The following is a 13,092-nucleotide window of genomic DNA, read 5'->3' as shown; positions in this document are numbered from 1 at the left end:
ATTTACTTACTGTATAAAAATGAATCAGCATTACGCCAAAAAAACCTCACAAGAGTGAGGCTTTTGGTTATATAGATAACATCTATTGATTTTATGTTTAATTATTTGTTGCAGCAACTTCTTGATAAACTTTCAAATCTGTGTGTAATTCATCTTTAAGCGGACGAAGCTTAAGTGTGCGAATTTTACGGAATTGGTACGCAAATACGCCGATGTTAAATACAATACTGATAATACTAATTAACCACATTGCATTCGTGTTATGCGACGATTTAACCGCAAACATGGTTGTATCAACGAACGCAGGGAAGGTCATTACAAACATCATCCAGAAACCGAGTGTGTGGGCACGGTGTTGTAACCAAGCACCTTTTTTGATGAAGAATGCAGGAATAGTACAAGACAGAAGCAGACACAGGCCAGCGTAGAATGCATGATCGGGTACACAGTTGTATACGTATGCAAAGTTCCATAGGTCATAAGCGATGATCCAGAACCAAAGCATATCAGGCCATACCATATCTTGGTATTTGTCTTTACTGATATAGATACCAACCCAACCACAAATAGTAACGATGTTTAAGATCCCGGCAATACCATTAAGTATGTTCCATTTACCACCAATGATCATCATGCCATCGTGCATACCGTTGAAACCGGAAGTCTGAAATTCACGCATTACGGCTTCAAAAATATTGAAACCTAAAATAAATGCAGGGAAAAATAACAGGTATTTATTGTTTACTGCACCTTTAATATAACGCAGAGCCATAAAACCAAGGCAACCCGCTAATGCTGAGTAGACTTTAACCCAAGCAAACCAGCTACCTACAGTGGTGCCTTCGGCTGCTGTTGTTGGCCATACGAAAATAGTCAACAGTATCGGTAGGACCAAAAAGCAGAATCCTGCTGCCCACTTGCTGCGTCGTGAGATCTCATTTAGTAGGATCAACGCGAGTGTCACCCCAACCCCAGCTAATACGCTGTACCAAGGGATTGATTCAAAAAAAAACATATATACATTCCTTAATTTTATGTTAATCAAGTAGAAAAATTTTGTGTGAAAAACTGGCGATGTTCCAGTTCACAGCGGGTAGTGAGCATTAAACTGCATGTTGCCTGATAATTCACACGCTTAAAATGTGAATTAGTTTCATGTTTATTATTCTCCCTTTCGAGGTAGTATGTCAAAACATAAATATGATTCATGTTTTGTTTTGTGCGTAAAATCACGGAATTATGCAAAGAAGAAATTAGTTTAGATGTGTTGAGGATGGCTGAATCAGGTTGATCAATATGATAGTATGTGACGATTACATACCCCAATTATGAATAAGAGTTTATCCAGATGGATTTAAAACAAGCCACCAATCGCCGGAATCCGAGTCAAAGTCGCAGTAAGGAACGCGTGGCGGTTATCCTTGAGGCCGTTAAAGGGTTGATTGAGGACAATGGTATTGCGAACCTTAAAATCTCCGATATCGCCAAACGTGCGAACACTTCTCCTGGCTCCATTTATCAATATTTTTCAGATAAAGAGACGATTATCCTTTCTTTAGCCGAGCATTTTATGGAAAAAATCCATATTATCGTTGATCAACATATTCAGGCACTGGATACGATAGAAGACCTGGAAAGCGTGATGAATAATAACTTTGATGATATTTATTTATTGCATAAAAATGAGTCGGCATTACGTCAGATTTGGTTTGAGTCGGTTGATATTGAACTGATTAACCTTGCTATGCTCGATAGCTCTATCAAAGCAGATAAAATTTATCAAAGTGTGCTCAAATTTGCTACCCCGAAAGATGAAGTGCAATTAAAGCAATTCATTCTGTTAATGAGCATTCAATTTAGTTCTGTTATGCGTTTGTGTTTTTCCAGTGATGCAGGGACGCCAGAACAGTTCAAAAAGATATACGTTGATACAGTTACTTTGGGTATAACTAAGTATATTGATCTTAAATAAAGTGCTTGGGGATAAGGACGACAGCATTCATGCTCGTTACTAGCTCATTGATATTTTGGCCTGCCGCATAATCGGCCTCATTGACTGGGTGTATAATTCAATGAGGCGATTTTTCTGGCTTACTTTACAACCAGTGTCAGGGTTGTTTCGGTACTTGTTGATGGCACATTGCTTTGATGACTGAGCACAAAAATACGACCCGCATCCACTTTACTGACTTCACGTAAATGTGACTTAATGGTATTTGCACGAGATTTTGCGAGTCCTCTTAATTGCTGTTCAGTAACGACTTGAACCTTTCTGCTTTCTGTATATAAACTGCGAAGCCAAACTTGTTCCAATTCAGGTTCGGCGAGTGCGGGTTGTTGGGTCGCAATGGCATTACGTAATGCATCCGCTTTACCTTTGGTTTCTAATTCGTATAAGGCAATCAGCGCATTGGTCATACCTGCCGATACCGGTAAGTCTGCTGCGTTGGTACTTTGTTCAATGATACGGCCTGTTGATTGACTCAGTTTGCTATTTAATGCGCTATTTTGTAGCGCTTTTTTATCCGCGTTTGCATCATAACTGCCTTTGATGTTCAGTTTTATTTCAGGACGTTGTGCTAACGCTTTGGCTAATGAATCTAGTTTACTCTGCTCTACTTGCGCGAGTGTAGTGGAACCATTAGCGAAACTGACTTTGTCTAAATCTTCGGTGCTATCAACAAGGCTTGCTAATAATGTAAATGGTGATGTTACTGCTTTAAGAATAATGTTGCTTAATGTTTTGAGTACAATTTCACCGACATTAAAACTTGGATCGTTAAGATCACCTGACACGTTAACCCCTAAGTCAATTGCACCACGGCTATCTTTTAGCAGTGGAATAGCGAGGGTAATGGGCAGAAAACTGCCAGCGTCACTGTCTTTGGTATTATTCATATCCAGTTGGTCAATAAAAATATGGTTACTGCCTTCTAAGTGATTTTTTTCTAGCTTGTATTTAAGCGCAAGCGAAAGCTGACCTTCATCAATATCTAATCCCGCATAGGTGCCAGTGTAGGGCGTCATGGATGGTAATTCAAAGTTATTAAATACAAATTCGACATCAATAAAAGGTTCTGGGATTAATGGGTTAACCACACCTTTTAAGGTCATAGGGGCGTATTTATTGACGACAGCTTTGATATCAAGTTCTGCATTTTTGGTTGTTGTCGAAGATAGTTTACCGACATGGCCTTCTATATTGTCGATGACAGCTGAAAAACTAGGTGTAAGCACGTTATCGGTATAGTCGATCTTGCCGCCGGTTAGGGTGAACTTGTTTATTTCAATTAGCATTGTATTTTCCGTGGCAGTGGCGGATTTTACGGCTGCTGTAGCCGTTACCTTTGACGTTTTATCCGCTAACTTCTGCTCTATCACTAAGTTAGATATGTTCGAACTTTTGTCTGCTGCGACGATAATTTGCGCATAAGGTCGGATCAATTGGATGTGATCGATGAGTAAACTATTGGCTTGTTGATCAAACGCAATATTGTTGATGGTAAAATCTTGCCATTTAAGCAGTGATTTATTGAGTTTTTTGTCATTAATAACCAGTTTTTCGATTTGCACTTCACCGTTGAAACGCGTGGTACCTTTGCTATCAGCATAAAAGTCCCCTTTGGTGGTGAAATAGCCACTGTTCAAAATGATATTCAGGTAAGGGGTGATATAAGGCTGAAATTGAGTTAAATTTAGTTTTTCTAGACTGATGTGCGCGGTAATGGATTGCTGTTTAATGTCGATGCTACCCTGTGAAGCAAAACTACCGTTATCATTAATACTCAGCGCAAGTTCATAGTCGATAGGCGCATTATAGCTGCTCGATATTGCTTTGGTGCTGAAGTTTAGTGGTGAGATGCGCCATTTTGTTGCTTTCGTTATCCACGATTCGACGATGTTGATATCATAATTGGTTAGATTAAATTCGCCAAGGTTAATTACCCATACCTGTGCATCGGCGCTGTATTTTTCAGTGACAGTTGGCGCAACAACTGCGCTAGGTGGCTGCTTATCAGTTAATGATGTTGGCGTTAATAACGTGGCTAAATCGACCTCGCCTTGATGCACGCTGGCATGGAGTTGCATGCCGTCAGTACTGATATTATCTATCGCCACCAGTTGCTGTTGTAAATCTAGCGCTATGCCAGACGCGGTGAATAAGGGGAGGTTGATAAGTTCGTTATCTGCCGAGGTTAATATCAGTGAGCGTAACGCAAATTCACCCGAGTCAGTGATGAATTGTGGCGTTGTGGTATTTTCAGCTGGGGTTGTATCACCAATAAAGCGGTAATTAGTGGTGTAATCGACAACGCCAGACTCTAACTTGGCCGTGATTTGTTTGGCAATAAATGGCCAGAATGTCATTAGTTTAATGTGTTTAAGTGCCAGACTACCTTGTGCTTCCAACGGCGTTAACTGGAATCGCCCTGTGGTTGTTACTGCACTTTCGTCAGCACCTTCAATACTTAAATTGAAGCGGTTGTAAGTTGGTGTCGGCGCATTCGCTTGTTTTGGATTCACCAGCATGGCAAGGCTATTAAACTTGGTTAGCCCAATGTTGATCGCAGGGTAATTCAATACCGCACCGCTCGGCTGGTCTTTAAAGTTGAATGCCGAATTGGTGATACCGATATTAGCAATTTGAATGTGTGGCAATCCGCTAGCGTCGTTGCTTTCTTCCGCGCCCGGTTCTGGTGTTTCTGCTGGCGTGGTTTGTGCGGCCATGTATTCTTGAATATCTGAAAAGTTGAATTGATTATCATTGAATTTTTCAATATTGGCAAAGGCTTGGTCAATTTCTATCGTTTCAAGATTAATACTGCCATTGAATAAACTCTTCCATAGATTAACTTGTAGCGTTAACCGCCCAATGCCAACGAAATCTTGTTGTTCCTGTGTTTGAATTTCAAAGCCTTTAACTTCAAACGTAAGAGTAAATGGATTAATGGTTACATCTTCAATGAGTACTGGACGACCAAGTAATGCACTTACTTTCTCTGGGACAATACTTTTCGTTAGATAAGGGACAAGCAACCCTAACAGTAAGGCATAAATCAGATAAGCAATGAGTGCATAACTACAGATGCGCTGATAGCGCGGCGCACGTGTAAAGCGTTGACGAAAGTTTGAAAATGAAGTAGCCATTGGAAATGTAAATCCTTTTAAATACAATCAATAAACTTAATTATAGAATATCAACGGCAAGCATAACAGTTATTATTCTAACCATTGTTGATGTAATTGGTCACTATCCCCTAAATAATCCAGCAACCATTGAACTGCGGGGCTCATGCGCTTGGTATTCCAAGCTAAACAACAATCACTCACGGGTAAGGTGGTGATAAGTTCTTTTTCGATTAGTTCACCTGTCATTAATAGTTTATTCGCCATGTGGGCGGGCATGATAGCAATGCCTAATCCCCCTTTGAGTAGTTGGGTTGCACTGTGCCAGTTTGGAACGACCAGGCGACGTTGATTCTCAAGTAACCACGTCGTGCGTTTGGGTAATTTGCGTGCGGTATCGTCTAAACAAATAACCGGATATTTAGCCAGTTCGGCATTACTGATGGGTTGTTGTGCTTGTGCTAGAGGGTGATTGGGGCTGATCACAAATGTCCATTTAAGTTTACCCATACCGCGGTAATCAAAGCCACCACTCACTGGAATGGTGGCTGTCGCACCAATGGCGATGTCAGCACGTGAATCAACCAATGCGTCCCAGACGCCGTTATATACTTCCATTGTTAGCAAAAGCTCTACATCCGGAAATGCGTTGTAAAAGTCGCCAACCATGGTATTGATTCGACCTTCGTGCACGACATTATCTAAAGCCAAGGACACACTTTGGTTCCAACCATTCGCCACACGTTGGGTTTGAAACGTCATGTGCGCCATTTGCTTGAGTAATTTACGTGATTCAATGACAAAGTATTCGCCAGCAGGCGTTAGCTTCACCTTGCGATGTAGACGAATGAATAAATTAACGGCTAACCGTTCTTCAATATTTCGTACCGTATAGCTAATTGCGCTGGGTACTTTACATAATTCATCGGCCGCAGCGGTGAAACTTCCGCGTCGTGCAACAGCGTCGATAACTTGCAGATCTTGTTGGGAAAACATACACATCAATTTTTTTGAAAGCAATAGTGAAATATTAGCGTTTCTCAAACGGAATCGCCAGTATTAAACTGTCATTATCATCATCATTAATATTATATAGTTTAAGCAATGAACAATATTCAAAGCAATACCACCATCAATAACCCAAAGCACGCCTCTATGAGTACTATGATCTGGTTTTCTGGATTAAGTATGCTGGGCTTTCTTGCCACTGATATGTATTTACCTGCATTTGAAACCATCCGCGCTGAGTTTGGTACGTCACAAACATTGATTAGCTTGTCATTGAGTATCTTTTTATTAGGTATGGCACTCGGTCAGTTAGTCTATGGCCCATTATCTGACCGTATCGGTCGCAAGAAGATACTGTTCGTGGGCATGGCTATCTTTGTGCTATCAACGGTTGTGATCTCAGTGTCTAACAGTATTGAGCTGTTTTTATTCGCTCGGTTCGGCCAAGCGTTAGGCGCGTGTTGCGGTACCGTTATTTGGCAAGCGGTTGTTATCGACCGTTATCAAGGTAAAGCGTCAGAGCGTATTTTTGCGACTATTATGCCATTAGTGGCTTTGTCTCCAGCGTTAGCACCATTATTGGGTGCTGGCCTTGAAGAGGTCTTCGGCTGGCGCAGTATTTTTGTGGTATTGGTGGTGATTGGCTTAGCGTTGGTTTTTGCAACAAGTCGGCAACAAGAAAGTGCACCACTGGATAAAAAACAAGAAAAAATATTGACGCAATTGGCACGTGATTATAAGCAGATCATTAAATCAAAAATATTCATGGGTAACATGTTGATATTTGCGGCTTGTTCCGCTGCATTTTTCGCCTATCTAACCGGTTCACCATTCATTATGATTGCCATGGGGTATTCAGGTGCGGATATTGGTCTGAGTTACCTGCCGCAGACAGTCGCTTTTCTTGTTGGTGGTTATGGTTGTCGTAGTCTGTTAACACGCTTTAGTGCGAAGCAATTATTGCCTTGGTTAATTACCTTGTTTATCACCACAGTGGTGACTATGTTGGTGATTGCGTTTGCGACATCACCAACCACTATTTGGCCTATTCTGATCCCATTCTGTTTCTTAGCGGTGGCTAATGGTGCGATTTATCCATTGGTGATTAATGCTGCACTTGCTGACTTTAAAAATTGCAGTGCAACTGCAGCAGGTTTACTTAATTTCTTACAGACGATGTTTTGTTTCTTAGCAAGTAGTATCGTCTCTGCATTCTCTGAATATGGCCTTTATACCGTGACTGCTGTGATGTTGTTCCAAGGTTTAGTGATTATGGCTGGCTATGTATTAACGAAGCATAAAACAGCGAATGCAAGTGATGCGGTTGTAGCTTAGTGATAGTGGATTAGTTTATAAGGCCTTGCCCACAGTGATAATGTAACGATAAAAAAACGGGAAAGACAATCGCTGTCTTTCCCGTTGTTGTATTTGTAAGATTTACCTAAAGTTTAATGGCTTAACTCACCACGAATATTTTGTTGCATTAGTATTTTTATTTCTTCGCTTGGTAGTTCTTTACTGATGAGATAATGCAACTTAGTTAATGCGGCTTCTGTCGTCATATCATAACCCGAGATAACACCAACTTGCGCGAGGGCATCGCCTGTCGCATAACCGCCCATGTTAACTTTACCTTTAATGCACTGAGTAAGATTGACCACCACGATACCACGCTGGTTAGCGGCTTCAAGCGCATTCAATAGCTCTTCACTTTGCGGGGCATTACCTACGCCAAAACTTAGCAAGATTAACGCTTTAACTGGTTGTAATAGAATGTTGAAGATAACTTCTGTTGAAATACCTGGGTAAAGTGTCACGATCGCAATGGGCTGTGGTGTAATGTTACTCACGGTCAGTGTTTTTTCAGTAATAGGTTTTACATCACCTAACATGACTTCAATGTTAATACCCACGTTTAATAGTGTTTCGCAGTTTGGTGTCGCAAATGCGCTAAAACCATCGGCATGCACTTTGGTGGTTCTGTTGCCACGTAATAGCTGATTATTAAAGAATAAGCAGACTTCGTGTACAGGATAGTTAGCCGCAAGGTAAAGCGAGTTCAGTAAGTTGCTTTGGCCATCTGAGCGGATCTCAGCAAGTGGGATCTGTGAACCGGTCACAATAACGGGTTTACCAAGGTCTTCTAACATAAATGATAATGCTGATGCTGTGTACGCCATGGTATCAGTACCATGTAAGATCACAAAGCCATCGTAGTTGTCATAATTGCTTTGGATATCTTCTGCGATCTGCTGCCAATCAGAAGGTGACATGTTAGAAGAGTCGATTAACGGCGAGTATTCGTGGAGGGTGAAATCAGGCATTTCTTCACGGTGGAATTCGGGTAGACGCGCTAAGCAATCCGTCATGAATCCTTCCATCGGTACATAACCGTGCTCTGAATGTTGCATTCCGATCGTGCCACCAGTATATGCGATGTAGATTGATTTCTTAGCCATTAATAAATTTCCTGTGCGTTTTTAAGGAGGATTATAGTGCTGAAATCGATTAATGGAATAGCTTGATACTAGATTGCTTAATAAAACTGCAATAAAATAGGGTTATTAAAACAGAAATTTGAATTGAGCGGTAAATTGATGTGTTTACCGCTCAATTAGAAGACTGATTAAACTTGGTGACTTAATTATCTAATGTCACAGACCAAACATTCTACATACAGCCCTTGCGGATCTGAGTAGTTATTTAGTTGTGCCGCTTGCTGGCTTATTGTTGCTAACCAAGTCGCCACATTACCATTCGGGCTGATGTTGAGCTCGGTTAGTACTTGCATTGCAACCGATTGAGTGAACATTGACAGTAATCTATCGCGCTCACTACGGGGCGTTTGAATCAAAATTAATGAGTCACTTGAAACATCTACTTTTGCTGCGGCAGAAGCAATCGCATCATCAAGGTTACCAAGGTTATCAATAAGGCCCAGGTTAAGCGCATCGCGACCAGTCCAAACACGGCCTTGCGCAATCTTATCCACTTCTTCTATTGTCATGCCTCGACCTTCGGCAACGACAGCTAAGAAGTTGCTATAGCCATTTTCAACCGTCATTTGAATGATGGTTGCCATGTACTCGGGTAGTTCTCGATTAACAGACAGTCCTGTGAAATCAGTGGTCCCGACACCATCACTGTAAATACCCATTTTAGCGAGTAGTTTTTCTGTGGTAGCAAATAGACCAAAGATACCAATTGAACCTGTGATTGTGGTTGGTTTCGCCCAAATTTCATCAGCAGCAGAGGCTATCCAATAACCACCGGATGCGGCGACGCTGCCCATTGACACAATGACGGGTTTACCCGATTTTTTGAGTTCTAATAATGCCGTTCGGATTTGCTCTGAGGCAAACGCGCTACCACCTGGACTATCGATGCGTAAAACTAAGGCTTTGATTTGTTCATCGTCTTTAGCTCGTAGTAACAGCTTAGTCAGAGATTTACCGCCAATCGCACCAGGAGGTTGGTTACCATCCAGGATCTGACCATTGGCGAAAATGATGCCGACACCAGGCTTGCTAGCAAAACCTTGCTGTTCAAACCGGGTGGGCTGCTGGGCAAGGTAATCTAAGAATTCAATTTTTGCAAATGAATCTGATTTGCCGTTGAGCTTGGTAGCCAGGTATTCAGTGATTTGTTCACGCGTTAATAACTTGTCTACCAGTTTTTGTTTTAAAGCATATTGCGCAATGTTGCCATTGACTGATTGCAGTTGCTTAATAAATACATCCGCTTTAGGCGCGACGTCGTCAGCGTTAATTAACCGGTTGTTAGCAACAATACTGGTGTAGGTATCCCAAAGTTGGTTTAACCAGTTTAATTTGGCTTCTTTGCTTTCTGGCGACATGTTACTACGGGTAAAGGGTTCAACAAATGACTTATAAGTACCCACACGGAATACATGCGAAGACAGGTTTAGCTTATCAATGGCATCTTTGAAATAAAGACTGTAGCTACCGTAGCCTTGCAGTAAAACGCCGCCTGCAGGGTTTAATAGAATCTCATCAGCAAATGAAGCCAGTAAGTATTGCTCTTGGCTAAAGTAATCACCGTAAGCATAAATTGGTTTGTTACTTTTTTTGAATTCAACTAATGCATCCGCAATATCCGTTAATTTAGTCAAACTTGCCGGTTTTAGCTGGGCGAGATCTAAGATAAGCGCGCTAATGGCATCATCCGATTTTGCGCTGATAATGACGTTAACGACGTCTGAAATCGCAATTTCATGGACGATATTGTTAGCGTCAACTAGCTCACCAATCACTTGGTCGAATGGATCAACTAATTTAGGCTGATCAACTAAGACGCCGTTTAAGTTAAGAATCAACGCGGTGTTGTCTGCGAATGTGACAGGCGTTTCTTTTTGCTGCTGCAAAGCAATAATAATAATTGCTATAAAAGAAATGAAAAACAGGTTCAAGATTAAATTACGAGTGAATGTAATCGAACGGCCTATTTTTGAAAGAATGAATCCGAGTAGTGAGAATAATTTTCTCATTATATATTCCTAGTAAACCCAATGGGATTAGACTGTTATATATCCAAGTTAGTTCAGATGCGGATTGTGCATTGTGAAGTACCTTAGATATAGATGTTGTTTGTGTATTAAGCCATAAATCTAGTTTAGATTAAAGCACTTAGAGTGCAGAGCTGTGACAGTGTGTAGCGGATCTAGTTCTCATTAATCAAAAATAATACTGAGTTTAGCTTAGTTTAAACACGATGAAATGTATTGTTAATGATTGAAATTAAACGAAATCATTAATTTATAACTACACTTGTACGCTGTATTAGCTAAAATAGCGTTTGAAATGAACGATTAAATTAATTACTCTAAATCATAAATAGATAACAACCATGTATCAAAAAAATAGCAATCAAGTAGCAATTGTGTAACCACTGGGAGTGGAGTTATGTCTGCAAGCAATTATCCAAATATGTTGGCGCCGTTAGATCTGGGTTTTACAACATTGAAAAACCGAGTTTTAATGGGCTCGATGCATACTGGCTTAGAAGAAGAAAAAAATGGATTTGAGAAATTGGCTGCATTTTATGCCGAGCGTGCCAAAGGGGGCGTTGGTTTAATTGTTACTGGTGGTATTTCGCCTAACCTACGTGGTCGTCTCATGCCACACGGGATGCAGTTGTCTTATAAATGGCAAGCGAAGAAACACCAAATAGTGACAAAAGCTGTGCATGATAATGGCAGCAAGATCGCGCTGCAAATACTGCATGCTGGTCGTTATGCCTATCACCCATTTAGCGTGAGCGCGAGTAAGAAGAAATCACCGATTAACCCGTTTACCCCAAGAGCGATGTCAAGGCGTTCTATTCGCTGCACTATTTCGGATTTTGCTAAAACAGCAGAGCTGGCTAAATTGGCCGGTTATGATGGTGTGGAGGTGATGGGATCTGAGGGCTATCTCATTAATCAGTTCATTTGTCGTCGCAGTAATAAGCGTACCGATGAATGGGGTGGTAGTTATCAAAATCGTATGCGTTTTCCGATTGAAATTGTAAAAGCAATTCGTCAGCGTGTCGGTACTGACTTTATTATTATTTTCCGCTTATCAATGCTAGATCTTGTTGAAGACGGTAGTACGTTCGAAGAAGCGGTTGAATTAGCCAAAGAGCTTGAAAAAGTCGGCGTGACTATCATTAATACGGGTATCGGCTGGCATGAAGCGCGTATACCAACGATTGTAACCAGTGTGCCGCGTGGTGCATTTAGCTGGGTAACCGAAAAAATGAAGGCGCACGTTAATATTCCGTTAGTGACAACTAACCGTATTAATACACCTGAGGTTGCAGAACAGATCCTATCTTCAGGGCAAGCGGATATGGTATCGATGGCGCGTCCAATGTTGGCCGATCCTAACTTTGTAGCGAAAGCGATAGCGGGTAAAGCCGATGAGATCAATACCTGTATTGCCTGTAACCAAGCCTGTTTGGACCATGTGTTTAAAGCAAAACGTGCATCTTGTCTGGTCAATCCACAAGCGTGTTTTGAAACAGAACTGAAGTTTGAAACTGTGACTAAATCAAAAAGTATTGCGGTTGTTGGCGCTGGCCCTGCAGGCTTAGCCTTTGCTTGTTATGCTGCGGAGCGTGGTCATAAAATTGATATTTTTGATAGCCGTTCTGAAATAGGTGGTCAGTTTAACTATGCAAAACAAATACCGGGCAAAGAAGAGTTTTACGAAACACTGCGTTATTATGCGAAACAAATCGAAGTGCTTGGCATTAACTTACATTTAAATCAGTTAGTGACGGTTAAGACACTAACTGGCAAAGGCTATGATGATGTTGTTGTCGCTACGGGTATTAAGCCGAGAACACCGGCAATTCCAGGCATTAAACATGAGAAAGTCCTTAGCTATATTGAAGTATTGCGTGATCACAAACCGGTTGGCAAACGTGTTGCTGTTATTGGTGCTGGTGGCATTGGCTTCGATGTTTCAGAATATTTGGTTGAAGAAGAAGGTGCGTCACTATCGACCAATACTAAGCAGTGGTTAAGTGAGTGGGGCGTTACCGATGATAGTCAAACTGTTGGTGGTCTCACGCAGGCTAAAAATACCGCTCCAGCGCGTGAAGTATTCTTATTGCAACGTAAGGACACTAAAGTCGGTGCTGGTCTAGGTAAAACCAGCGGCTGGGTACATCGAGCAACATTGCAGAAAAAGAATGTAAAAATGATCAAAGGTGCTTCTTATGATCTTATTGATGATCAAGGTTTACACATTACCGTTGATGGTGTTAAAAAAGTGTTAGATGTTGATAATGTGATCTTATGTGCAGGGCAAGAACCATTTAGAGAATTGTTTGAGCAGTTACAATCTGAAAAAATTACAACTCACCTTATTGGTGGCGCGTTTGAAGCAGGTGAACTGGATGCAAAACGTGCGATCCGTCAAGGTGCTGAATTAGCTGCGACGATTTAACGCG

At 41.2% G+C, this 13,092-nt stretch carries 8 protein-coding genes; 3 read left to right on the top strand and 5 right to left on the bottom strand.

Annotation, left to right across the window (positions count from 1 at the left end; translation table 11 throughout):
• Positions 1-97: 97 nt before the first annotated feature.
• Positions 98-1,015: a DUF5692 family protein gene (locus MORIYA_RS05025; RefSeq protein WP_112713231.1), complete on the bottom strand. Its 918-nt coding sequence runs from the start codon at positions 1,013-1,015 to the stop codon at positions 98-100.
• Positions 1,016-1,348: 333 nt separating this feature from the next.
• Here MORIYA_RS05025 and MORIYA_RS05020 point away from each other — a divergent pair, with 333 nt between their 5' ends.
• Positions 1,349-1,972, top strand: a complete 624-nt coding sequence (locus MORIYA_RS05020; RefSeq protein WP_112713229.1) for a TetR/AcrR family transcriptional regulator — start codon at positions 1,349-1,351, stop codon at positions 1,970-1,972.
• 119 nt (positions 1,973-2,091) lie between these two features.
• Here the strand turns inward: MORIYA_RS05020 and MORIYA_RS05015 are convergent, their stop codons facing one another.
• Both MORIYA_RS05015 and punR read right to left on the bottom strand, forming a co-directional pair.
• Complete coding sequence (locus tag MORIYA_RS05015; RefSeq protein WP_112713227.1) at positions 2,092-5,148, bottom strand: DUF748 domain-containing protein; 3,057 nt, start codon at positions 5,146-5,148, stop codon at positions 2,092-2,094.
• Positions 5,149-5,220: 72 nt separating this feature from the next.
• On the bottom strand, positions 5,221-6,123 hold the full coding sequence (gene punR / locus MORIYA_RS05010) for a DNA-binding transcriptional activator PunR (RefSeq protein WP_112713225.1): 903 nt from the start codon (positions 6,121-6,123) through the stop codon (positions 5,221-5,223).
• Positions 6,124-6,231: 108 nt separating this feature from the next.
• Between punR and punC the strand changes: the two genes are divergently transcribed.
• Positions 6,232-7,470: a purine nucleoside transporter PunC gene (punC, locus tag MORIYA_RS05005; protein WP_112713223.1), complete on the top strand. Its 1,239-nt coding sequence runs from the start codon at positions 6,232-6,234 to the stop codon at positions 7,468-7,470.
• A gap of 113 nt (positions 7,471-7,583) precedes the next feature.
• Here the strand turns inward: punC and ansA are convergent, their stop codons facing one another.
• Together ansA and sppA are read right to left on the bottom strand one after the other, a co-directional pair.
• Positions 7,584-8,594, bottom strand: coding sequence for an asparaginase (ansA, locus tag MORIYA_RS05000; RefSeq protein ID WP_112713221.1), 1,011 nt, complete (start codon positions 8,592-8,594; stop codon positions 7,584-7,586).
• A gap of 185 nt (positions 8,595-8,779) precedes the next feature.
• The gene (gene sppA / locus MORIYA_RS04995; protein WP_112713219.1) at positions 8,780-10,642 is read right to left on the bottom strand and encodes a signal peptide peptidase SppA; all 1,863 of its coding nucleotides are present in this window, start codon (positions 10,640-10,642) and stop codon (positions 8,780-8,782) included.
• Between the two features lie 415 nt (positions 10,643-11,057).
• On the opposite strand from sppA, the gene MORIYA_RS04990 reads away from it, so the two are divergent.
• Positions 11,058-13,088, top strand: coding sequence for an NADPH-dependent 2,4-dienoyl-CoA reductase (locus tag MORIYA_RS04990; protein ID WP_112713217.1), 2,031 nt, complete (start codon positions 11,058-11,060; stop codon positions 13,086-13,088).
• Positions 13,089-13,092: the final 4 nt, after the last annotated feature.

The sequence above is a fragment of the Moritella yayanosii genome, from assembly GCF_900465055.1.
Lineage (GTDB): Bacteria > Pseudomonadota > Gammaproteobacteria > Enterobacterales > Moritellaceae > Moritella > Moritella yayanosii.
Note: the sequence above shows the minus strand (reverse complement) of the source record. Positions and strands in the feature narration are given on the sequence as shown.

Excerpts from the sequence above, each read along its gene's own strand:
- MORIYA_RS05020 (WP_112713229.1), top strand. The coding sequence starts at position 1,349 with ATGGATTTAAAACAAGCCACCAATCGCCGGAATCCGAGTCAAAGTCGC.
- MORIYA_RS05015 (WP_112713227.1), bottom strand. The coding sequence starts at position 5,148 with ATGGCTACTTCATTTTCAAACTTTCGTCAACGCTTTACACGTGCGCCG.
- sppA (WP_112713219.1), bottom strand. The coding sequence starts at position 10,642 with ATGAGAAAATTATTCTCACTACTCGGATTCATTCTTTCAAAAATAGGC.
- MORIYA_RS04990 (WP_112713217.1), top strand. The coding sequence starts at position 11,058 with ATGTCTGCAAGCAATTATCCAAATATGTTGGCGCCGTTAGATCTGGGT.
- punR (WP_112713225.1), bottom strand. The coding sequence starts at position 6,123 with ATGTTTTCCCAACAAGATCTGCAAGTTATCGACGCTGTTGCACGACGC.
- ansA (WP_112713221.1), bottom strand. The coding sequence starts at position 8,594 with ATGGCTAAGAAATCAATCTACATCGCATATACTGGTGGCACGATCGGA.
- MORIYA_RS05025 (WP_112713231.1), bottom strand. The coding sequence starts at position 1,015 with ATGTTTTTTTTTGAATCAATCCCTTGGTACAGCGTATTAGCTGGGGTT.
- punC (WP_112713223.1), top strand. The coding sequence starts at position 6,232 with ATGAACAATATTCAAAGCAATACCACCATCAATAACCCAAAGCACGCC.